This is a genomic window from Vibrio coralliilyticus ATCC BAA-450, assembly GCF_000176135.1.
GTDB lineage: Bacteria > Pseudomonadota > Gammaproteobacteria > Enterobacterales > Vibrionaceae > Vibrio > Vibrio coralliilyticus.
This window is the reverse complement of record NZ_ACZN01000018.1, coordinates 1,078,254-1,100,843: the sequence shown is the minus strand read 5'-3', so window position 1 is coordinate 1,100,843 and position 22,590 is coordinate 1,078,254. Positions and strand designations below refer to the sequence as shown.

23 protein-coding genes are annotated in these 22,590 nt (G+C 46.1%); 14 read left to right on the top strand and 9 right to left on the bottom strand.

All coding sequences use genetic code 11. The features are described from left to right. The first annotated feature begins 15 nt into the window (after positions 1-15). The 7 genes from prfA to ybaK all read left to right on the top strand — a co-directional run bounded on the left by prfA (position 16) and on the right by ybaK (position 6,710). Positions 16-1,104 (top strand): peptide chain release factor 1, encoded by a 1,089-nt coding sequence (gene prfA / locus VIC_RS24500; protein WP_006963101.1) that lies wholly within the window; start codon positions 16-18, stop codon positions 1,102-1,104. A 3-nt stretch (positions 1,105-1,107) separates the two neighbouring features. Then, the gene (gene prmC, locus VIC_RS24495; RefSeq protein WP_006963100.1) at positions 1,108-1,977 is read left to right on the top strand and encodes a peptide chain release factor N(5)-glutamine methyltransferase; all 870 of its coding nucleotides are present in this window, start codon (positions 1,108-1,110) and stop codon (positions 1,975-1,977) included. 2 nt (positions 1,978-1,979) lie between these two features. After that, positions 1,980-2,363 carry a SirB2 family protein gene (locus tag VIC_RS24490; RefSeq protein ID WP_006963099.1) on the top strand — a complete coding sequence of 128 codons (384 nt, stop codon included), beginning with the start codon at positions 1,980-1,982 and terminating at the stop codon, positions 2,361-2,363. 19 nt (positions 2,364-2,382) lie between these two features. Further along, on the top strand, positions 2,383-3,192 hold the full coding sequence (locus VIC_RS24485) for a SirB1 family protein (protein WP_006963098.1): 810 nt from the start codon (positions 2,383-2,385) through the stop codon (positions 3,190-3,192). 44 nt (positions 3,193-3,236) lie between these two features. Continuing rightward, on the top strand, positions 3,237-4,088 hold the full coding sequence (gene kdsA, locus VIC_RS24480) for a 3-deoxy-8-phosphooctulonate synthase (RefSeq protein WP_006963097.1): 852 nt from the start codon (positions 3,237-3,239) through the stop codon (positions 4,086-4,088). A gap of 401 nt (positions 4,089-4,489) precedes the next feature. Further along, complete coding sequence (ushA, locus tag VIC_RS24475; RefSeq protein WP_006963096.1) at positions 4,490-6,151, top strand: bifunctional UDP-sugar hydrolase/5'-nucleotidase UshA; 1,662 nt, start codon at positions 4,490-4,492, stop codon at positions 6,149-6,151. Between the two features lie 85 nt (positions 6,152-6,236). Continuing rightward, complete coding sequence (ybaK, locus tag VIC_RS24470) at positions 6,237-6,710, top strand: Cys-tRNA(Pro) deacylase (RefSeq protein ID WP_006963095.1); 474 nt, start codon at positions 6,237-6,239, stop codon at positions 6,708-6,710. 71 nt (positions 6,711-6,781) lie between these two features. Here ybaK and VIC_RS24465 read toward each other — a convergent pair whose 3' ends face one another. Then, the gene (locus VIC_RS24465) at positions 6,782-8,026 is read right to left on the bottom strand and encodes a uracil-xanthine permease family protein (RefSeq protein ID WP_006963094.1); all 1,245 of its coding nucleotides are present in this window, start codon (positions 8,024-8,026) and stop codon (positions 6,782-6,784) included. A gap of 249 nt (positions 8,027-8,275) precedes the next feature. Between VIC_RS24465 and VIC_RS24460 the strand changes: the two genes are divergently transcribed. Further along, a complete protein-coding gene (locus VIC_RS24460) occupies positions 8,276-9,496 on the top strand; it encodes a DUF2066 domain-containing protein (RefSeq protein ID WP_006963093.1) in 1,221 nt (406 codons plus the stop codon). Between the two features lie 31 nt (positions 9,497-9,527). Here VIC_RS24460 and VIC_RS24455 read toward each other — a convergent pair whose 3' ends face one another. The 4 genes from VIC_RS24455 to bepA are packed head-to-tail and all read right to left on the bottom strand — an operon-like array spanning position 9,528 to position 12,361. Beyond that, positions 9,528-9,947 (bottom strand): DUF2069 domain-containing protein, encoded by a 420-nt coding sequence (locus tag VIC_RS24455; RefSeq protein WP_006963092.1) that lies wholly within the window; start codon positions 9,945-9,947, stop codon positions 9,528-9,530. A 3-nt stretch (positions 9,948-9,950) separates the two neighbouring features. Beyond that, a complete protein-coding gene (gene wrbA, locus VIC_RS24450; RefSeq protein ID WP_006963091.1) occupies positions 9,951-10,517 on the bottom strand; it encodes an NAD(P)H:quinone oxidoreductase in 567 nt (188 codons plus the stop codon). Beyond that, entirely contained in the window at positions 10,514-10,858 is a 345-nt protein-coding gene (arsC, locus tag VIC_RS24445; RefSeq protein WP_006963090.1) for an arsenate reductase (glutaredoxin), read from the bottom strand. The genes wrbA and arsC overlap by 4 nt, the downstream gene beginning before the upstream one ends. A gap of 48 nt (positions 10,859-10,906) precedes the next feature. Beyond that, positions 10,907-12,361, bottom strand: coding sequence for a beta-barrel assembly-enhancing protease (gene bepA / locus VIC_RS24440; protein WP_039952595.1), 1,455 nt, complete (start codon positions 12,359-12,361; stop codon positions 10,907-10,909). A 301-nt stretch (positions 12,362-12,662) separates the two neighbouring features. Between bepA and VIC_RS24435 the strand changes: the two genes are divergently transcribed. The 3 genes from VIC_RS24435 (at position 12,663) to VIC_RS24425 (ending at position 16,049) form a co-directional block, all read left to right on the top strand. Then, complete coding sequence (locus VIC_RS24435; RefSeq protein ID WP_006963088.1) at positions 12,663-12,899, top strand: sulfurtransferase TusA family protein; 237 nt, start codon at positions 12,663-12,665, stop codon at positions 12,897-12,899. Further along, the gene (locus tag VIC_RS24430) at positions 12,892-13,968 is read left to right on the top strand and encodes an AI-2E family transporter (protein WP_006963087.1); all 1,077 of its coding nucleotides are present in this window, start codon (positions 12,892-12,894) and stop codon (positions 13,966-13,968) included. Before VIC_RS24435 ends, VIC_RS24430 begins: the two co-directional genes overlap by 8 nt. Before the next feature lie 209 nt (positions 13,969-14,177). Next, positions 14,178-16,049 (top strand): methyl-accepting chemotaxis protein, encoded by a 1,872-nt coding sequence (locus VIC_RS24425; protein WP_006963086.1) that lies wholly within the window; start codon positions 14,178-14,180, stop codon positions 16,047-16,049. A gap of 54 nt (positions 16,050-16,103) precedes the next feature. Here VIC_RS24425 and bcp read toward each other — a convergent pair whose 3' ends face one another. Further along, entirely contained in the window at positions 16,104-16,574 is a 471-nt protein-coding gene (gene bcp, locus VIC_RS24420; RefSeq protein WP_006963085.1) for a thioredoxin-dependent thiol peroxidase, read from the bottom strand. A gap of 12 nt (positions 16,575-16,586) precedes the next feature. Beyond that, complete coding sequence (locus VIC_RS24415) at positions 16,587-17,129, bottom strand: glycine cleavage system transcriptional repressor (protein ID WP_006963084.1); 543 nt, start codon at positions 17,127-17,129, stop codon at positions 16,587-16,589. 300 nt (positions 17,130-17,429) lie between these two features. Here VIC_RS24415 and dapA point away from each other — a divergent pair, with 300 nt between their 5' ends. Next, a complete protein-coding gene (gene dapA, locus VIC_RS24410) occupies positions 17,430-18,308 on the top strand; it encodes a 4-hydroxy-tetrahydrodipicolinate synthase (protein WP_006963083.1) in 879 nt (292 codons plus the stop codon). Between the two features lie 55 nt (positions 18,309-18,363). Then, on the top strand, positions 18,364-19,389 hold the full coding sequence (gene bamC, locus VIC_RS24405) for an outer membrane protein assembly factor BamC (protein ID WP_006963082.1): 1,026 nt from the start codon (positions 18,364-18,366) through the stop codon (positions 19,387-19,389). Positions 19,390-19,463: 74 nt separating this feature from the next. Here bamC and VIC_RS24400 read toward each other — a convergent pair whose 3' ends face one another. Next, positions 19,464-20,789 carry a Na+/H+ antiporter family protein gene (locus tag VIC_RS24400; protein ID WP_006963081.1) on the bottom strand — a complete coding sequence of 442 codons (1,326 nt, stop codon included), beginning with the start codon at positions 20,787-20,789 and terminating at the stop codon, positions 19,464-19,466. 28 nt (positions 20,790-20,817) lie between these two features. Further along, positions 20,818-21,477 carry a ribonuclease T gene (gene rnt, locus VIC_RS24395; protein WP_006963080.1) on the bottom strand — a complete coding sequence of 220 codons (660 nt, stop codon included), beginning with the start codon at positions 21,475-21,477 and terminating at the stop codon, positions 20,818-20,820. Positions 21,478-21,681: 204 nt separating this feature from the next. Here rnt and motY point away from each other — a divergent pair, with 204 nt between their 5' ends. After that, positions 21,682-22,563 carry a flagellar protein MotY gene (gene motY / locus VIC_RS24390; RefSeq protein ID WP_006963079.1) on the top strand — a complete coding sequence of 294 codons (882 nt, stop codon included), beginning with the start codon at positions 21,682-21,684 and terminating at the stop codon, positions 22,561-22,563. Positions 22,564-22,590: the final 27 nt, after the last annotated feature.

Sequence of the window (22,590 nt, the reverse complement as noted above, 5' to 3'; positions counted from 1 at the left end):
TGAGTTAAGAAAACTATGAAAGCCTCGATTCTAACTAAGCTAGAAACACTGGTTGAACGATACGAAGAAGTTCAACACCTGCTTGGCGATCCTGACGTGATCGGCGACCAAGATAAATTCCGCGCCTTGTCAAAAGAGTACTCTCAGCTAGAGGAAGTGACAAAGTGTTTCCAAGCTTATCAGCAAGCACAGGAAGACCTAGTCGCGGCTGAAGAAATGGCTAAGGAAGACGACGCTGAAATGCGTGAGATGGCTCAGGAAGAGATCAAAGAAGCACAGGAAACTATCGAGCGTCTTAACGACGAGCTACAGATTCTGCTACTACCAAAAGATCCTAACGATGATCGCAACTGTTTCCTAGAAATCCGCGCGGGTGCGGGTGGTGATGAAGCCGGTATTTTTGCAGGCGATTTATTCCGTATGTATAGCAAGTTTGCTGAGAAGAAAGGTTGGCGTGTTGAAGTCATGTCTTCTAATGAAGCAGAACATGGCGGCTACAAAGAAATGATTGCAAAAGTTTCTGGTGATGGTGCTTACGGCGTGTTGAAGTTTGAGTCAGGTGGTCACCGTGTTCAGCGTGTCCCAGCGACTGAATCACAAGGCCGTGTACATACTTCTGCATGTACTGTCGCCATTATGGCGGAGATCCCAGAAGCGGAAATCCCAGAAATCAAAGCAGCAGACCTGAAAATTGATACCTTTCGTGCGTCGGGTGCTGGTGGTCAGCACGTTAACACCACGGATTCTGCAATTCGTATTACTCACTTACCAACAGGTACTGTTGTTGAGTGTCAGGATGAGCGTTCTCAGCACAAAAACAAAGCGAAAGCGATGTCAGTACTGGCGGCACGTATTATCCAGGCCGAAGAAGCTAAACGTGCTGCGGAAGAGTCAGATACTCGTCGTAACCTGTTAGGTTCAGGCGATCGTAGTGACCGTATCCGTACCTATAACTACCCACAAGGCCGTGTTTCCGACCACCGTATCAACCTGACTATCTATCGTCTCAATGAAGTGATGGAAGGGGATTTAGCAAGTCTAGTTGATCCTGTTATCCAAGAGCATCAAGCTGACCAATTAGCGGCGCTGGCTGAGAACAACTAATCAATGACTGCACCACATAGTGTTGAATACACACTAAAGAGTGCCGTAGACAAGCTTCAAGAGAGTGGCAGTGATTCGCCCTCTCTTGATGCCGCGGTATTGCTTTGCCACACCCTCAATAAACCTCGCTCCTTTCTGCTTACGTGGCCTGACAAAATCCTAGATTCAGAAGCAATCTTGGCTTTTGAAGCGAACTTACAGCGTCGCATCAATGGTGAACCTGTCGCTTACATTACCGGTGAACGTGAGTTCTGGTCACTGCCACTGAAAGTGGCACCAAGCACACTTATTCCACGTCCAGATACAGAGCGTTTGGTTGAAATTGCTTTAGAGAAAGCGGTTGAAAATCAGGGTGATATTCTAGATTTGGGTACTGGAACTGGCGCGATTGCACTCGCCATTGCGTCGGAGCTACCAAACCGTCAAGTTTGGGGTGTTGATCTCAAGCAAGAAGCCAAACAGCTGGCTGAGTCTAATGCCGAGCATCTGGGTATTCGCAATACACAATTTTTATCAGGCAGCTGGTTTGAACCGGTAGGAACTGGTACAAAGTTTGCTCTAATAGTATCAAACCCTCCTTATATTGAAGAGCATGACCCGCATCTGGCGCAGGGAGATGTGCGATTTGAACCGTTGAGTGCTTTAGTGGCGAAAGACAACGGGTTGGCTGATATCAAGCACATTTCGAGTCAGGCACTGAGCTTTCTGCAGTGTGATGGCTGGCTGATGTTTGAGCACGGTTACGATCAAGGTATGGCAGTGAGAGAGATTTTAGGCTCACTGGGGTACCAAAACATTACAACTTATAAAGACTACGGCGAAAACGACCGCGTAACCATAGGTCAATTTTCTCCAGAGAAGCAAGAGAGATAATTATGTACGAAGGTTTAAAGCACTTTCATCTGTTAACGATAGCAATCAGTGCCACTTTATTGTCTGTTCGCTATGCGATGATGATGGCCAATTCCAAACTGCTAGAGAAGAAGTTTTTCAAAGTCTTCCCTCACATCAATGACACATGTTTACTGTTGTCGGGTATTGGTCTGATTTTTATCACTGGCTTTATTCCTTTTACAGCCGCAGCCCCTTGGCTGACGGAGAAAATTACCTGTGTGCTGGCGTACATCGCACTGGGTTTCTTTGCTCTTAAGTTGGGTAAAAATAAGCTACTACGTACATTTTCCTTCTTTGGCGCGCTAGGTTGGTTAGCGATGGCAGGTAAGGTGGCTGTAAGTAAAGCACCATTATTTTTAGGTTAAGGCGTACTAGGTAATATTCATGCTTGAGTTATTTGATGAAGATTTTGATGCTATTGAACTGGCAGAAGGGGCGCTGATCTTAAACAAAGCGATCAACCCGTCGACCAATGACCAGTGGGCAGAGAAAGAACTGCATCGATTACTAAAAGAAGCTGAGCTGAGATTAAGCCAAGAGATCGGCGAAAAGCAGCGTTTCGACGCTTTGCTGCGTCTCTTTTATCACGAGTGGGGATTCACTGGTGATCAGGAAGCCTACTACGATTCGTCCAATGCTTTCATTGATAAAGTCTTGGAGCGTCGCAAAGGTATTCCGGTGAGCTTGGGGGCACTATTACTGTACCTCGGGCGCAAGCTAGGTTTTCCAATCAGTGGTGTGACCTTTCCAAGCCAGTTTTTGCTGAAGCTGGAATGGTATGGTGAGCGCCCACAGTTTATTAATCCATTCAATGGTGAATATGTTTCTAAGCACGTACTGGGTGCGTGGCTAATTGGGCATAGTGGCCCTCTGGCGACCTTGGAACCTGAACATCTTAAGTCTGTGGATAATCCAACGGTTATCGGTCGTTGGCTAGCATTGCTCAAGAGCGCTTTACTTCGTGAAGAGCGCTATACTTTGGCTTTGAAATGTACCGATTTAGCACTAACGTTTGTACCTGATGATCCGTATGAAATTCGCGATCGTGGTTTTATCTACCAGCAGCTAGACTGCCATCAGGTTGCGCTGACCGATTACCAATATTTTATTGACCAGTGCCCTGATGATCCGGCGGCTGAGTTGTTAAAGAATCAAGTCAACGCCATGAGTGAAACTCAGGTGACACTTCACTAAGTCCAGCTGCAGGTTGGCATACATAAAGAAATAGAGAGAAAAAAATGGAACAGAAAATCGTTCACGTTGGTGATATCCCTGTAGCTAACGACAAACCGTTTACGTTGTTTGCAGGTATGAATGTTCTTGAATCTCGTGATCTGGCTATGCAGATCTGTGAGCACTATGTCAAAGTGACAGAAAAGCTTGGCATCCCTTACGTGTTCAAAGCGTCATTCGATAAAGCAAACCGCAGTTCTGTTCATTCATACCGTGGTCCAGGTCTGGAAGAAGGTATGAAAATCTTCCAAGAGCTGAAAGATACATTTGGTGTGAAAATTATCACTGATGTACACACAGAGGCTCAGGCACAGCCTGTTGCTGACGTGGTTGACGTGATTCAGCTACCTGCATTTTTGGCTCGTCAAACTGACCTTGTTGAAGCGATGGCAAAAACTGGCGCTGTGATTAACGTTAAGAAACCGCAGTTCATGAGCCCAGGTCAAGTGGGTAACATCGTTGATAAATTCAGCGAGTGTGGCAATGACAACATCATTCTATGTGAGCGCGGCTCTTGTCACGGTTACGATAATCTAGTGGTAGATATGCTGGGTTTCGGTGTGATGAAGAAAGCGTCAAAAGGTAGCCCAATCATCTTTGATGTGACCCACTCACTTCAGATGCGTGACCCTTCAGGTGCTGCATCTGGCGGTCGTCGTGAACAGACTGTTGAATTAGCAAAAGCGGGTCTGGCGACTGGTATTGCGGGTCTGTTTATTGAAGCGCATCCGAATCCTGATCAGGCAAAATGTGATGGTCCATCAGCATTGCCTTTAGACAAGCTGGAACCTTTCCTAGCGCAAATGAAAGCGTTGGACGATCTGATTAAAGGTTTCGACCACATCGACATCAAATAAGTATTCATTGTTAAGAAAAAGGCTAGCCAAATTGGCTAGCTTTTTTGTTTCTGATTACTCCCCAAATCCCTTAGAACCCTAACAAGAAGAAGTCATGTTCCCTTTCTTTGTTGAGTAAACGCTCAATCTCACATTTGCTGTTCAGTGATGTTAACTCACAGTAAAACGTTTGCTTGTGATCATTTGGTAGAACAGGTGCAATTGTGCTGCTTTGTTACACACTTAAATGTCAATTAGGGTGATCTAAGCGGCATAAATATGAAATCAAGATGTCACCCCTAACGGCTTAATTTAAACTAGTTCAAGTTTTACTGAGTTCTCAGTTATTGGTTGCTGAGCGCGTCTGTTCAACAAACTCAGTATAAAGCAGTGGAAATCCCCAAAAATTCAAAGGTATGACAATGAAGCAACGCCTGATTGTAAAAACCGCACTAAGCGCAGCGATTCTTGCAACTCTAGCTGGTTGTGCGACAGCACCTCAGCAAGAGTGGGAAGCGGACAAAACTTATAAGCTGACAGTTCTGCACACTAATGACCACCACGGTCGTTTCTGGCAGAACAAATATGGTGAGTACGGCATGGCTGCTCGTAAAACGTTGGTTGACGAGCTGCGTGCAGAAGTAGAAGCTGACGGTGGTAGCGTGCTACTACTATCTGGCGGTGACATCAATACAGGTGTTCCAGAGTCTGACCTGCAAGATGCCGAGCCAGATTTCAAAGGCATGAACAAGATCGGTTACGATGCAATGGCGCTAGGTAACCACGAATTTGATAATCCGCTTGAAGTTCTGTTTAAGCAGAAAGAGTGGGCAAACTTCCCAATGCTATCTGCAAACATCTACGACAAAGAAACTGGCGAGCGTATGTTCCAGGCTTACCAGATGTTTGATAAGCAGGGTATTAAAATTGCTGTAATCGGTCTGACTACTGAAGATACGGCTAAGATTGGTAACCCAGAATTCATTGGTGGTATCGACTTCCGCGATCCTAAAGAAGAAGCGAAGAAGTTGATCGCTGAGATCGAAGAAACTGAAAAACCAGATCTGATCTTTGCTGTGACTCACATGGGCCACTACGAAGATGGTAAGCGTGGTGTTAATGCTCCGGGTGACGTGGCTCTTGCTCGCTACCTAGACGAAGGCTCTCTGGACATGATCGTAGGTGGTCACTCTCAAGAGCCAGTATGTATGGAAGCGCCAAACGTTGTTAAGAAGAACTTCAAACCTTCTGACGAGTGTAAGCCAGACCTACAAAATGGTACTTACATTGTTCAGGCTCACGAGTGGGGTAAATACGTAGGTCGTGCTGATTACGAATTCCGTAACGGTGAGCTAGAAATGGTGAGCTACGACCTGATCCCAGTTAACTTGAAGAAGAAAGTTAAGATCGACGGTAAGAAGCAACGTGTTCTTATTGAAGATGAAATCAAGCAAGACGAAGAACTGCTTGAATTCCTACGCCCTTACCAAGAAAAAGGTAAAGCGCAGCTGGATGTGAAGATTGCAGAAACTAACGGCAAGCTTGAAGGTGATCGTAACGTCGTTCGCTTTAAGCAAACTAACCTAGGCCGTCTGATTGCAACTGCTCACATGGAGCGTGCAAAAGCGGACTTCGCGGTAATGAACTCTGGTGGCGTTCGTGACTCTATTGAAGGCGGCGATGTAACGTACAAAGACGTACTGACTGTACAACCATTCGCTAACATCCTGACTTACACTGACATGACGGGTAAAGAAGTTCTGGACTACCTAAACGTAGTTGCAACTAAACCTGTTGATTCTGGCGCGTACGCACAGTTTGCTGGTATCTCTATGACAGTAGCAAACGGTCAGGTATCTAATGTTGTTATCGGTGGCGAACAGCTTCGTTTAGATGAGACTTACCGCTTCACAATCCCAAGCTTTAACGCAGCGGGCGGTGATGGTTACCCTAAACTTACAGGTCACCCTGGTTACGTTAATACCGGTTTCGTAGACGCTGAGGTCCTAAAAGAGTATCTAGAAGCGAACAGCCCAGTTGATGTTAACAAGTACGCACCTGCTGGCGAGATTGTTTACAAGTAAGTTGACTAAAACTTCGAAATCTCATTAACTTAAAAGCGCTGCACATTTTGCAGCGCTTTTTTGTTATTTACCCAATGGAATCAAGATGACCCCGGCAATCAATCTCGCTAAGAAGAAAAAAGTCACCCATACCATTCATCAGTATGATCACGACCCTCGTGCAGATAGCTATGGCTTGGAGGCGGTTGAAGCATTGGGGCAAGATCCGGAGCAAGTGTTTAAGACTTTGCTGTTTTGTATGAACGGTGAGCCTAAAAACTTGGCGGTTGCTGTAATTCCGGTCGACCAAAAACTGAATCTGAAGCTTGCCGCTAAAGCCGCTAAAGCTAAGAAGGCAGAAATGGCGAATCCTGAGATCGCGCAGAAAACGACGGGTTACGTGGTGGGAGGAATTAGCCCGCTTGGTCAGAAAAAAGCGTTGCCTACTTTTATTCATCAGAGTGCGGTAAACAGAGAGACTATTTGTGTCAGTGCTGGTAAGCGTGGTTTGGAAATTGAATTAGCACCGAAAGATTTGGCTACATTGACTCGTGGGCAATTTGCAGAGCTGTGTCTGTAACGAGCGATTCTTATCGTCTGATAGGTTCTTTTAAAAAGGGTTGATGTCCATACATCAACCCTTTTTCGATTCTACTTGGCTTCGTCTTCCATTTGAGCGTTATCCACGACGTGGTTTTCGCCCAAATCTTTTGGAAGGAGGAGGTTAAGTAGTATTGCAACGATGCCACATAAGCTGACGCCTTGCAGGCTAAATTCGCCAATACCAAAAGCCATACCGCCGATACCAAATACTAGGGTGATCGCAACGATAACTAGGTTGCGGGATTTGTGCAGGTCGACATTATTCTTAATAAGTGTGTTTAAGCCGACAGTTGCAATTGAACCAAACAGCAGAATCATAATGCCGCCCATGACAGGCATAGGAATGGTTTGTAAAACCGCACCAAGCTTACCTACCAGTGCTAAGACAATTGCGCTCACTGCTGCCCAAGTCATGATGACAGGGTTAAACGCTTTAGTCAGCATGACCGCACCCGTTACCTCTGAGTAGGTGGTATTCGGCGGTGCGCCAACCATAGAAGCGGCAATGGTTGCCACCCCGTCACCTGCGATAGTGCGATGCAATCCTGGCTTTTTGATGTAGTTCTTACCTGTTACGTTCGAGATTGCCAACATATCTCCTACGTGTTCAACCGCAGGCGCAATGGCGACGGGAATCATGAATAAGATGGCGTTGATGTTAAATTCCGGAGTAGTGAAGTTTGGTAATGCAAACCAAGCTGCTTCATGGACTGGCGTAAAGTCAACGATACCGTAACTAAGGCTTAGCGCATAACCGACAACGATACCGCCCAGAATCGGTGTTAACTTCAGGAAGCCTTTGGCGAAAACACTCAGAATGATAGTTGTTAACAACGAGGCTACTGAGATGACCAGCGAGGCATTTGCATCAATGACCTGTGCCCCATCTACTTTACCGAGAGCCATGTTCACAGCGACGGGTGCGAGACCTAAACCAATCACCATGATGACCGGACCGACTACAACGGGCGGCAGTAACTTATGAATAATGTCTACACCGCGTACTTTAATGAGCGCCCCCATTGCAACGTATACACAACCGGCCGCCATTAGACCACCCATAGTTGCAGGTACACCCCAAGTTTGAACTCCGTAAAGAATAGGTGCAATAAAAGCAAAAGATGAGGCAAGGAAGATAGGAACAGAGCGGCGAGTAACAAGTTGGAAAAGAAGGGTTCCGACACCTGCACCAAATAGAGCGACACTAGGATCTAATCCTGTCAGCAGTGGGACCAACACGAGAGCCCCAAATGCGACAAATAGCATCTGCGCACCTTGAATGGCGTTTTTCATGGCTTATTCCTTTATGTGGTGAATCGAAGAGCAGTAGGTAAATACTCAACAGAAAAATAAAATTCGCGGGATTTTATCACCTTGGCAATCGTTTGCAATCTGAAGTGGATCAAATAAACAATAATTAACCAATCAGTAAGCGTGATGGTTTAAGGGTGCCAAAACACATAAATCCGACCTTTAGTTGCTCAAGATTGGATAGTTGCTTATCATCCGAAGCTGCAATGAAGAATTGACCTTAGGAAAGCTATGCGCCATTTAGTTTTGTTGGCTTTAGGGCTGGTGGGATTCCCTGCCGCTGCTTTGACCAATGTAGATTTATATCAGACAGAGATTGTACTTGATCAAAGCGTTGAAAATGCGGATGCCCAAGCTCGTGTGGATGGGATGAAAGAGATTATCGTCCGTGCTTCTGGCGATCAAAGTGCGGTATCAAATCAGGTCGTGCAAAAGGCTCTGAAACAAAACTCTCAGTACCTTTCGCAAATCAGTTATGGGCAACTTGATGGCCAGCAAACACTTCGTTTGGGTTTCAGTGCGCCTCATATCCGTTCTCTGTTAAGTCAGGCTCAATTACCTATTTGGCCTGCTGCTCGCGCCAATCTGCTGGTTTGGTTGGTTGAAGAGACTCAATATGATCGTAATATCAGCTGGGAACATTCTGATTCACCAGTGCTTGGCCAGATGAAAGTGGAAGCCGAAAAGCGCGGCCTACCGCTGACGGTTCCAGTTGGAGATTTTGATGATATTACAGGTGTAGCTGCCTCTGACCTTTGGGGCGGTTTTGCGCGCCCTGTTGGTGAAGCAAGCCAACGTTACCCTGTTGATGCTGTATTGGTTGTGAGAGTACAGGGTAACTCGCTACGTTGGACTTTGTACGACCAAAAACCCACCACGATTGGTATAACGCGTCAAGCACCAGTATCTGGCTCAAACAGCGGTGCGGATTCTGCGACTAAGATGGTGAACCAGATCAGTGACTACTATGCGAGAAAGAGCGCAGTAGTCGTTGCAAGTGAGTCTTCTGAAACTGTGAAAGTTCGTTTTACTTCGTTAAATAATGCGGTGGATTTTTTCACGTTAGAGAAACAGCTGAAAAAACTCAGCTCAGTAGCCGCAACGGATATTCTAAAGATTCAAGGTAATCAGGTAACGTTCAACGTGCATCTGTTGGCTTCTCAAGCGGAATTTGAGCAGGAAGTCAGCCGTATGGGGCAGGTGACTCAACTGGAAAATAGCACTGAGTCTCAACCCGTTGTTATTGACGAACCACAAATTGAATCGCCTGATGATTCGGTCAGTGGAGCGCAACCGAATATTGACACTCCTGTTGAGGTTCCAGCTGTCATTCCATCGGAGCAAATTCTGACATTTGAATGGTTAGGGGCTCCCGCGACAGAAATAGAGCATGAAGCTGAATTGATAGATTCAGAAGAGGTTCAAGAAGCGCTCGAAGACGCAATTGAATAACGAAAAAGGTCTGGCAAATGCCAGACCTTTTTTATTCGAATCGTTCTTTTTCTTCTTTTTCGACTTTCGATAACCGTTTGAGCTTAAGCCCTAACTCTTTACCACGGGAGCGTGCATAAAGAATGTTACCGGCGAAGGCCGCTGCTGTAAGGATTAGTTCTATACCTGCTAGCCAGCGCTCACCACCATCGATATAAAGAATGGTTAACGCATGCAGAAAGTACAGCATCAGCACGAAGTTGGCCCAAGCGTGTGTGTACGGTTTACCAGCAAGAATGCCGGGTAACGGCAACAGCAGAGGAATACTCCAGGCAATGGCAAGTGTAATGCCGCTGATGTGAGGGTGAGGAGATAGGCTAAGTTGCCACAGGGCCACCCAAGCAAGCAGACCGAGGTTTCCACATAACGCCAGAAGCCGGAATAGTTTGGTTTGTGATTGCATTTCCTGCATGCATCAGTCCTTCATTTTTAACGCAGTGGTCGCCAAGCGTTTACCGAGTTGTTGAGCCAGTTCGATTTCATCTTGACTGAGTGAAGCCCCGTCGTGAGTCACAGACGTTGCGCCGTAAGGTGTTCCACCGGTTTGCGTGGTATGCAGCGTCGGCTCAGAGTAAGGAATCCCTAAGATCATCATTCCGTGGTGTAACAGAGGTAACATCATGGTTTGCAATGTCGTTTCCTGCCCGCCATGTAAACTGGAAGAGGAGCTAAAGACACATGCAGGCTTATCGATCAAATCTCCAGAGACCCACAAAGACGTCGTCTGGTCCCAGAAGTGTTTGAGTGATGCGGACATGTTGCCAAACCAGACCGGGCTACCCATCGCTAGGCCATCACAGGCTTTTAGTTCATTTAAAGTCACTACAGGATCTTGAGCTTGTTGCCTTTCATCTATGTCTTCAACCGAACGAATCAAGGCTTCGCAGTGAGGGATAGATTCTATCCCTCTGGCAATTTGCCGCGCTAATGCGCGGGTAGAACCGTGTCGGCTGTAATAAAGGACGACAATCTGGCAACTCATAGAATATCGAGAACCTGCTCTGGTGGACGACCATGTTTTGCCTGACCATTGCTAACGACAATTGGACGTTCAATCAGTTTTGGATTAGCAGCCATGGCTTCGAATAGTTGTTCGTCTGTCGCATCTGCTAGATTGAGCTCTTTGTAGATGTCTTCTTTAGTACGCATCATAGCGCGAACATCATTTAGGCCGAGTTGTGTGAAAAGTGACTTCAACTCAGCCACGCTCGGTGGTGTGTCGAGGTATTTGATGATTTCTGGTTGGATATTTTTTTCTTCGAGAAGTGCCAAGGTTTGGCGGCTTTTTGAGCAACGAGGGTTGTGATAAATCACGACTGACATAAGTTGAGTCTCCGAGTTATTGGGAACGGTGTTCTATCCGTTCCATCATTATTGTAGAGCCATAAAACGATCGCGCTGAACCATAAGCTGATCGATGCGTGCATCGTAGCGTGCTTGCTTTAAGCTGCCAAGTTCGGCCAGTTGACTGGCTTGAGTGTAATACTGAATCGCCTTATTCCAATTAGCTTTCAAAGCTAAAATTTCCGCGCGAGCAGCGAGGTCTTCGTCACTTCGGCCAAGATGAATGCTGGCTTCAGACAGTAAATGCCAACCATTCACATCGTTAGGATTGTCATGGGTGTAGCGCTGAAGGACACGAACCGCTTCTGCATTTTTATCCTGTTTCATCAAAGCATTAGCATAATTGATGGTTAATACGGCGTTGTTTGGCTTACTTTTCAACGCTGTCTGCAGCATTTTCTCTGCTTCACCAGCCTTTTTCTGCGCAATATACAAATCGGACATGGCGTCTAGGTAGAAGTTGTTGTCCGGTTGCTGTTGGATCAAGGATTGTAAAATCGTGTTAGCTTCATCCAGTTCATTGTTGTCTAAGTGAACCAGAGCTCGGCCATATTGGAAAGAAGATTTCAGGCTTGCTGGCGCTTTCTTCTCTGTGCGAGTCAACCAATCCATGGCGGCTTTGGCACTGATGCCAGCATAGCGGGCGACAATACGAGCGCGAGCAAGGTTGTAATTCAGTGATGGGTCAATTCTTCTCGCCGGATAGTTTTGCGCTCTCGCTCGACTGTCGGTAATACGATCTTCCGGCAGCGGGTGCGTCAGCAGCATTGGAGGTGGTTTACTGGCGTATCGGTATTCATCGGCTAAGCGACTGAAGAAACGTGGCATCGCATTGACGTCAAACCCAGCTTTGGCTAGCGTGTCGATACCAAAGCGATCGGCTTCTTTCTCGTTACTACGTGTGTAGTTTATCTGGCCCTGAATATTACCAGCAGTGGTTGCGGTAATCGCTGCGATACCCGCTTCAGGCGCAGCGATAGCGAGAAGCAGTGAGCCTGCCAATGCCGCCATTGTCGCGGGAGATCGTCTTGCCTGTTCTTCCATACTGCGTGCGAGGTGGCGTTGAGTAACGTGCGCTATTTCGTGTGCGACAACGGAAGCCAACTCGCTTTCACTTTTGGCATGAAGAAATAGCCCGGTATGCAGAGCTACGTAACCACCAAAAAACGCGAAGGCGTTGATATTACGGTCACGGATCATAAAGAAGGTAAACGGGGTTTTTACGTCACTGGCGCTAGCAACCAACTGATGGCCTAAGCTGTCGATGTATTCATTCAGAACTGGGTCATTGACGATAGGCTGGTTGTTACGCAGCATGCGCATGTAGGCGTCACCGTATTGTAGCTCTTGATCTATGGTCAAAGTGCTACTGGCTGCCGTACCAATATCAGGTAAATCGAGTGTATTGGCGTAGGTTGGTGTCTGTATACCCAGCGAAGCTGCGACGCATAAGCAGACAAGTGAGCGCGTACGTCTAAACATATTTTATTGGTGATACTCCATGATCATTTGGTCTATCCACTCAGTCTGAGTCATTTGGTTATAATGAACGGTGTCAGGCTGGAGGTATAGCTTTTTGACACTCTTTTACTGAGATGGTTTCACCGTCGATTGGCTGCTGTTTTGTGAATTATGCGCCTATCATTCATCTATCGAGTGTAAAGTGTTCCATTGAATTGAGTTATGTCAAAGTGAAACTTTTCGATGCATCGGTGTATTTGCACTGACGCTTGGAAAAAAACACTATACAATATTCCTCCTATGATAAGCATCGGGCTGAAGAATGGAACTGAATCTTTTGGATTTGCGTCAAGAGCGCTGCCCTATGGCACTATTACTTGCCAAGCGTCACACTAAAGGGCTGTGTGAAGGACAACAAACAACCATTTATGTTTCAGACCCCAGTTCTATGTCAGATATAAAACATTTCCTGCTTAAGCAATCCTTCGAGTTGGTCTGCGAAGAGTTGGATAGTTATTACTGTTTGCAAGTGACTAAAGGAACCTTGTCGAATGTTTGAGATGGTGAGTCGTTGGTACAAGCGACGTTTTTCTGATCCACATGCTGTGAGCTTGGTTGCGATTCTGCTCTTCGGCTTTATCACGATTTATTTCTTCGGCAATCTTATTGCGCCTTTGCTTGTTGCGATTGTTTTGGCTTACTTATTGGAATGGCCTGTTTCTCAGTTGTCCCGCTTGGGTATTCCAAGAACGTTATCGGTCATCTTGGTTATTCTTGGTTTTACGAGCTTAATGATGGTGGCGGTATTTGGCCTGGTCCCGACGATTTGGCAGCAAGTCGGCAATCTCATCAATGATATTCCTTCCATGTACACTGGGCTGCAAAAGGTGATTGCAGAGTTACCGCAACGTTATCCTGAATTGGATAATTTCCAGATTGTCGAATCGCTAGTGACCAACGCGAAGAACCAAGTGATCGTGATGGGTGAGACGGTCGTTAAGGGTTCTCTAGCGTCTTTAGTGAGCATTGCAACACTGGCGGTTTACTTGATTCTGGTGCCACTACTGGTGTTTTTCCTGCTCAAAGATAAGCAAGAGATGATTGCCATGGCGAGTGGTGTATTACCGCGCAACCGTAAGCTGGCAACCAAAGTTTGGCATGAAATGAACGATCAAATCTCTAACTATATTCGCGGCAAAGTGATGGAAATTCTGATTGTCGGCGGTGTGAGTTATGTGACATTCGCAATTTTAGATTTGCGCTATTCGGTACTACTTGCTGTTGCAGTCGGTCTATCTGTGTTGATTCCGTATATCGGTGCGGCTGCGGTAACAGTACCTGTGGCAATGGTTGGCTTGTTCCAGTGGGGGCTGACTCCTCAATTCTATTGGCTGCTGATTGCCTATGGCATCATTCAGGCCCTGGATGGAAATGTTCTGGTTCCGGTTCTGTTCTCTGAAGCGGTGAACTTGCATCCAGTTGCTATCATTGTTGCCGTACTGGTCTTTGGAGGGTTGTGGGGCTTCTGGGGCGTGTTCTTTGCTATCCCGTTAGCAACCTTAGTGAAAGCGGTGTGGAATGCTCTGCCAAGTAACGACGAAGACGAAGTCTATTCACACCCCGGATAGGCCAAATTACAATTTCATCAAATAAAAAGCCTCAAAGCTTTCGCTTTGAGGCTTTTTATTTGCGCAAACGGTATATACTTTTTAAAAGATTGTTTTACAAAGTATGAATTTTGTAAGAAATTTCTTAAGTCTGCTGTGGTTAGGACGATAATAATAGATACGACATAACAACTATAAATTAAAAAACGAATTAATCTTTGAGGGACACTATGAGATTTAGTCAAAAGATCGTTGCTGCATCATCAGCATTGCTGTTAGTAACCGTTGTGTTACTTTCGGTGCAACAACTTAATACAGTAAAGGATGAAGTAGAGGACTTGGTCGATACCAGTCTAATTGAGATGGTGAAAGGGGTAAAAAACACCGTCACTTCAGAAATGGAGAGTAAGAAGTCTCTTGCTCAATCCACTACCGAGGTTATTGAACTTGACCCTCAAAACAAAGCACGCGTTAAAGATATTCTTGAGAAACCAAACCTGAAAGGTAGCTTCTTGGCTGTAGGATATGGCTATGAAGCGGATGGTTTTGTTGTAGAAAATGATGATGGCTGGGAAGCTGGTCCTGATTATGATCCGCGTGTCCGACCTTGGTATAAAGATGCTAAAGCCCAAGGCAAGCTTGTAGTCACAGCGCCTTATGTTGATGTTTCCTCGAAGAAAGTCATCATTTCTATCGGTACACCTGTTCGAGACAACGGCCAGTTTACCGCAGCCATGTTTTATGATTTAGAACTGACAGGCTTAGCGGATTTAGTTAATAGCGCTAATCTGCTCGATGCGGGGTATTTGTTTATTATCACCGCTGACGGTACAACCATCGCTCACCCTGATGCCAAGAATAATGGCCAAAATCTTTCCACTTATTTGCCAGAAGCTAGCATTAAAGAAGGCAACCAGCGTATAGAAAAAGATGGTCAGTCATACCTTATCCACTTTACCAAAGTACCAAGTGAAAACTGGTATATCGGTGCAATTGTTGATGAGAGTATTGCGTTTGCGGCTATTGACGATATGCGTAGCAGCTCGATTCTATACGCAGTAATCAGTGTTGTATTGAGTGTTGTGGTACTGAGCTTCCTGATTAAGTTCCTGATGCGCCCTCTAGGTACACTTAATGAAGCGATCAAAGATGTCGCTTCCGGTCAGGGTGACTTAACCAAACGTTTGGATACGAACACTGACAAAGAGTTTGCTGAGCTGGCAGAAGGCTTCAATACCTTTACTGAGACCTTGCAGAAGCAGATTCAGCAGTCGAAAGCGATTGGTGCTGAAATTCTGCGCGGGACTGAAATGACGGTTCAGGGCTCACAAGAGTCAGCAGAAGCGATGCGTAGCCAACTGCAGGAGCTTGAGCAGCTTGCTACAGCGATGAACGAAATGGCTGTGACGGCAACAGAAGTTGCAAATAACGCTCAAGGCGCCGCTGGTGCAGCGAAAGACGCCGATGAAGCAACACAACAAGGCTCTTCAGTGGTGAGTGCTACCACGTCATCGATTGATGCATTGTCGGCGCGAATCGATCAAGCGGTTGAAGAAGTACAAGGTCTGGAATCTGCGACAGCGAACATCGAAACCATCCTTAAAGTGATTAACGACATTGCCGATCAAACGAACCTGCTAGCCTTGAATGCGGCAATTGAGGCAGCACGTGCTGGTGAGTCTGGTCGAGGTTTCGCAGTTGTAGCGGATGAAGTTCGAACGCTCGCGCAGCGTACTCAGGAATCGACAACTGAAATCCGCAGTATGATTGAGCAGCTACAAGCGGGCGCAAGCTCAGTGTCAGCAGCAATGCATGAAAGCAAGAACACAGCGGTGGATGCGGTGGATAAAGCTCAAGCGGCAAATGAATCCTTGCAACGCATTCGTGATGCGATTCAGAGCATTACTGACATGAACATGCAGATTGCTTCTGCGGCAGAAGAGCAGAGCTTGGTGGCGGAAGAGATCAACAGCAATACGGTGAAGATCAAAGATCTGTCGACACAGGTAGCCGACTCCGCAGAAAACGCCAATATTGCCATGCAGGTACAGACGGAAAATGTCCGAGAGCAAGATGCAATACTGAACAAGTTTATTGTTTAAGGTTAAAGAAACAAAAAACGCCAGCGACAAGCTGGCGTTTTTTATGAGTAGAGATTACTTATTTTCATTCAAGTAATCCAAAACCACTTCATGGTGATTTTTGGTTTTGAACTTATTAAATACGTGCTCAATCACACCTTCTTCATTGATAAGGAAGCTGATGCGGTGTAGGCCGTCATACACTTTACCCATGAACTTCTTCTCACCCCAAACACCGAATTGGTCTGCGGCTGCGTGGTCTTCATCAGACAACAGAGTGAAGTTGAGGTTGTCACGCTCGATAAACTTACCTAGGCGTTTTACTGGGTCAATGCTGACGCCCAGCACTACAACGTTATGAGCATCCAGTTCTGCTTTAGTATCGCGCAGACCTTGTGCTTGTACTGTACAGCCTGGAGTCATCGCTTTTGGATAGAAGTAGAAAAGAATCTTTTTACCAGCAAAGTCACTGAGTGACACTGTGTTGCCGTCTTGATCCAGCAGGGAAAATGCCGGAGCCGGAGTGCCAGCTGTTAGCGTGTTCATTGATTTTCCTTTTTATTGACTGTTCTTTATGAAGTTTAATGAGCCTTGAACGCCAAGGCTTGAGCACAATGCTTCGAATTCTTCCTGCAACTGCATCAAATTACAATCTGCATCAACAGTGGCCGTGATAGCAATATGGAACTGGTTTTGCGTAGACTGAATTTTCGCTTTATCTATGGTCTGCGCGCTGAGTGATGCAAGACCAATATTTTTATCAGCGAAGAACTGAGTGAATTTCTCTGTCAGCCCAACTTCATCATCAGACTCAACAAAGACTTCCAAGCTGTAAGAGTTGTCAGCATGAGCATGTTGAGATGTACGTTTCATCATGGTGATGAGATCAAGTTCCTGACCTAATAAAGGCAGTGTAGTTTCGACGCGAGTGACCGCTGCATTGTTGCCGGAAAGCAGCATAATGAGGGTGAATTCGTTGCCAAAAAGCGCAATGCGACTATCAACAATATTGCATCCAGATTGTGTGACCAGGTGAACCACTTGGTTGCAGACACCGGGGCGGTCCGTTCCTACCGCTGTAATCACCAGATGTTGAGTCATAATATCACTTCGAGCATTGTTATGATTATTAATGAGATAGCTTAGCACAGTTACTGAAGAGAAAAATGTCCGCTCAACAGAAATCTGATGCAATTTTCTGCACTCGTTACTGACCCTGCCTGAGGGCTTGATATTTCTAACCTCAGGCTGACAACGGGCTGTAAAAAAGGCGTAAGTTGCCAAAGTTCTAACATCTGATAAATATTCACTCAAATAGGTGATTTAAGCGGGTTTAATCCCTTGTCTTTTTCAATCGCCTTACAGTACCATGCAGAAAGTATCTAAATTAGGGAGAAAGACATGTTTTCAGGAAGTATCGTAGCGTTAATTACACCGTTTAATAATGATGGCGAAGTAGATTACGTAAGCCTGAAAAAACTTGTGGATTTTCACGTCGAATCTGGCTCAGATGGAATTGTGGCCGTTGGCACAACAGGTGAATCTGCAACGTTAACCGTTGAAGAGCATGTCAAGGTTGTTACCAAAGCGGTAGAATTTGCTGAAGGTCGTATTCCTGTGATTGCGGGGACAGGAGCGAATGCTACTCATGAATCAGTCACTTTCAGTCGTTTACTAAACAACTCTGGTATCGCAGGTTGTCTGAGTGTGACGCCGTATTACAACAAGCCAACTCAGGAAGGTTTGTTCCAGCACTATAAGGCGATTGCTGAAGAAAGCGACGTGCCACAAATCCTCTACAACGTGCCAGGTCGCACCGCAGTAGATTTGTTGCCAGAAACAGTTGCTCGTCTGGCAGAAATCGATAATATCGTGGCGCTAAAAGATGCAACGGGTGATTTAAGCAGAATTGCAATTCACCGTGAACTTTGTGGCGAAGATTTTATCTTACTAAGTGGTGATGATTCGAGTGGCCTTGATTTTGTTAAGCAAGGTGGCCAGGGTGTGATTTCAGTTACGAATAACATCGCGGCGGAAGATATGGCGAAAATGATGAAGCTTGCCCTTGAAGGTAAGTACGAAGAAGCCGAGATTATCAACCAACGCTTGATGCCGCTTCATAAGAATCTGTTTGTTGAGTCGAGCCCGATTCCAGTTAAGTGGGCTGCGCACAAGATGGGCTTGATTGCTCACGGTGACTTAAGACTGCCGCTGACAGAGTTGTCTGAAAATGCTCGTCCAATTGTGGCACAGGCAATGACGGAAGCTTGCATCTACTAAATCAGAATGAATTGCCGAAGCACAAAGCTTCGGCATTTACTTATCAGGAGTTTCAATGAAATTGTCTCACCAGCTAGTTGTTAGTTCGCTAGCTGTTTTTGTTTTAAGTGCCTGTTCTGGTGACGCAACTCAGCGTCGTCAGGCGAAGGACGATTTTGATTACCTCAATACTCCGCCTCTGACTGAGTGGAATAACATCGAAGGTGTGAACCCGCGCAACTACACTAACTACCAGATCCCTCAAGGAGAGTTTAGTGGTGGTGTTGGTCGTGATGTGGATATTCGCCCACCACAACAGGTTCTGGAGCTGATCCCAGGCGCGCGTGCAGAGCGAAAGAATGGCGAAGTAACGTTGTGGTTATTGCGTGAAGATGAGCTGGATAAGGTCTGGCAAACGGCGCTGAAGATGCTGCAAGAGCAGAACATTGCTATTCGTGAGCAAACGGATAACCGTATCGAGACGGATTGGGTTAGCTGGCAGTCTGAAGACGAAGACGCTGAAATCGGTTCTCGCTATGAAATCACCAGTGTTGAAGCGAACAATCGCTATGGCTTTAAGATCTCTTTGATTGATTGGCGCGAAGCAGGCAAACAAATGCCAGTCTCCGCGACGAATAAAGAGCGCTATAACGCCTTGATGACCAACCTAGTGACTGCTCGTTACGACTTGGATATTCGTGAGGAAGCAGCTCGTCGTGCTCAAGAGCTGGTTAAGCAGATCCCGATCTCTATGGGCACAGACCGTAGTGGCTTCCCAGTGATCATCGCACGTACTCCTTATAACGTGCTGTGGCCTCGTCTGCCTAAGCTTCTCCCTGAAATGGGCTTCACCATTGAAGAGCGCAACCAATCACAAGGGACAGTGAAAGCTAAGTACGCTGCACCAGATGATGCATTCTGGACTGAGGTTGGCGTTAAGCCGATTGGCCTTTCATCAGGGACTTATACTTTCCTATTTGGTGATTTAGGTAACCGTACTTCTATCAACGTTACTGACTCTTCAGGTAAGCCTGTAGAAGAAGAGCTGCTGAAAGATATGGTACCAGTTCTGTCTGCGGTGGCAGACAAACACGCTAAGTAACCTCCAATAGGTAATAAAAAAGCTGACTATCAAAGTCAGCTTTTTTTATGTCTGTTGTTTTGCTTTTGGCTCGGTTATAGAACCATAGCCGCAATCCAACCAAACACAATCAATGGGATGTTGTAGTGAACAAACGTCGGCACTACGGTTTCCCAAATGTGTTCATGTTGACCATCAGCATTCAGGCCAGACGTAGGGCCAAGTGTTGAGTCAGAGGCTGGAGAACCCGCGTCACCCAATGCAGCCGCTGTACCAACTAGAGCAATTGTTGCCATTGGCGAGAAACCAAATGCTGCAGCCAGTGGTACGTAGATCGTTGCAATGATCGGGATAGTCGAGAACGAAGAGCCAATGCCCATAGTGACCAAGAGGCCAACAACCAGCATAAGAAGAGCGGCTAGTGGTTTGTTATCACCGATACTAGTCGATAGTGCTTCTACCAAAGACTCTACTCCACCTGTTTGCTTCATTACGGCAGCAAAACCAGCGGCGGCAATCATGATGAAGCCAATCATCGCCATCATGTGCACGCCTTTAGTGAACACGTCATGGGTTTCTTTCCAAGCGATAACACCACCAAACGTGAAGACCATGAAACCTGCTAGGGCACCAATGATCATTGAACCTGTGGTTAGCTGGACAGTAAGTGCAGCGATGATACCAGCACAAGCAATTAGGATGTTCTTTTTGTTGATTGACGGCGTGTTTTCTTCAACGTGTGTCAGCTCCGTTTCCTTGTATTGACGAGGCTTACGGTAACTAAAGAAAATGGCTGTTAATAAACCGAAGATCATACCTGCTGCTGGCAGCAACATAGCGACAGGGACTTGGCTTGCGACGACGGACTCCAAGCCATTATCGTGCAGGTTTTTGAGCAGGATGTTATTAAGGAAGATACCGCCAAAGCCAACTGGTAACACCATGTAGGGTGTTACTAGACCGAACGTCAGCACACAGGCAATCATACGACGATCTAGATTGAGCTTCGCAAAAACGCCTAACAGAGGTGGAATAAGAATAGGGATAAAGGCGATATGCACAGGTACGACGTTCTGAGAAGACATAGTCACTAAGATTAGTGCGATTAACACTGCGTACTTAAGACCTGTCGAAGCAGAGCCGTTTTCTTTACCGTGAATACGTTTGATGACACTGTTTGCCAGTAAATCGGTGATCCCCGATTTAGAGATAGCGACAGCGAATGTCCCAAGCATAGCGTAGCTGAGTGCAATCGTTGCACCGCCACCTAGGCCACTTTCAAATGCAGCAACAGCATCATTTAGGTCCATGCCAGCAACGAGGCCACCGACGATAGCACTGAATGTCAGGGCAACCACGACATTCACGCGCATCAGTGCCAGAAGCAGCATGATACATACTGAAATTACAACAGGATTCATAGTTTACTCGATTGTTGTGTTTACTTTTTTATTTATTGTTTTCTGCGTCTTCGTCGATCAAAGGCCAACCACCAAGAGCTTTCCATTTGTTGACGATGCCGCAGAAGAGTTCTGCTGTCTTTAACGTATCGTAAAGGGCAGAGTGGGCTTCTTTGTTGTCAAAATCCATCCCAGCGGTTTTGCACGCTTTGGCTAATACAGTTTGACCATAAGCCAACCCGCTTAGCGTTGCGGTATCAAACGTTGCAAAGGGATGAAAAGGGACGCGTTTTAGCTTGCTACGTTCACTAGCGGCCATCACAAAGTTGTGATCAAAAGTTGCATTGTGTGCAACCATAATTGCTCGGCTACAATCAGCCGCTTTTTGTTCTTTGCGTACAAGCTTGTAGATTTCTTTGAGGGCTTCCGATTCAGGTACCGCACCACGCAATGGGCTAAACGGATCATGAATGCCGTTAAAGTCCAGAGCTTCCTTCTCGAGGTTTGCTCCTTCAAATGGCTCAACATGGAAGTGGATGGTAGAAGCTGGCTGGAGCTCGCCATTTTCATCCATTTTAAGAGTGACGGCACAGATTTCTAACAGTGCATCCGTTTTGGCATTAAACCCTGCGGTTTCAACGTCGATAACGACAGGAAAATAGCCACGAAATCGTTTTTTGAGCGTCAATGCTTCGTTTTCTACAGTCATGTTGGCCTAGTATTATGTGACAAGGGCAGCATTATTGCAGATTCTCAGGGCAAGAAAAACCGGATTGTCTAATTAATAACGTTCCGTTGTTATTGATAGAAGTGCAGCCAATCACTACGTTCTTGGCGAGGTTTTTGCATTGTAGGTGTTGTAGAAGTATCAGCGGCAACATTGCGCCGTGCTAAGTAAGAGAATCCGTACCCCATGAAAAGACTGTTAGCCACTAGCCTAACATTAACACTTGCTTCTGTTGCCAGCTCCGCTTCGGCAATGGATGTTCGCTATGCTGCTAAACCCCAGCAGTCACAGTGGCAGATGATTGCAAATACGCCACTAGAGTGTCGCATGGTGCACCCGATTCCAAATTACGGTGACGCGGTATTCTCATCCCATGCCAGCAAAAAGATCAACCTCGATTTTGAGCTGAAGATGAAGCGCCCTATGGGTAAAACCCGAGATGTGTCTCTGGTTTCAATGCCTCCCGTATGGCGACCAGGGGACAGCGCTGAGCGTATTACTAATATTCGTTTCTTCCAGCAGTTTGATGGTTATGTAGGTGGGCAAACTGCATGGAGCATTCTCACAGAGCTGGAAAAAGGGCGTTACCCAACTTTTAGTTATCAGGAATGGCAAAGTCGTGATCAGCGTATAGAAGTCTCATTGTCTTCTGTCTTGTTCCAGCACTCCTACAATGCGTTTAGCGACTGTATTGCAAATCTGCTGCCATATAGCTTTGAAGATATTGCTTTCACCATTCTGCATTATGACCGTTCAAGTGTGCAGCTAAACAAAGCGTCGCAGAAACGGTTGGCACAGATAGCAGAATACATTCGCCATAATCAGGATATTGATTTGGTCTTGGTATCGACATACACCTCGAATGAAGAAAGTAAGAGCGCCAGCCAGAATTTGTCTGAGCAACGGGCGGAAGTACTGCGTGACTACTTTAAATCGCTCGGTTTACCTGAGGATCGGATTCAAGTTCAGGGATACGGCCGCCGTCGTCCGGTTGCAGACAACGCTTCACCGCTTGGTAAAGATAAAAACCGCCGAGTAGTGATATCACTGGGGCGGACCCAAGTCTGATAGTAAAAAAGCCAGCGTAATGCTGGC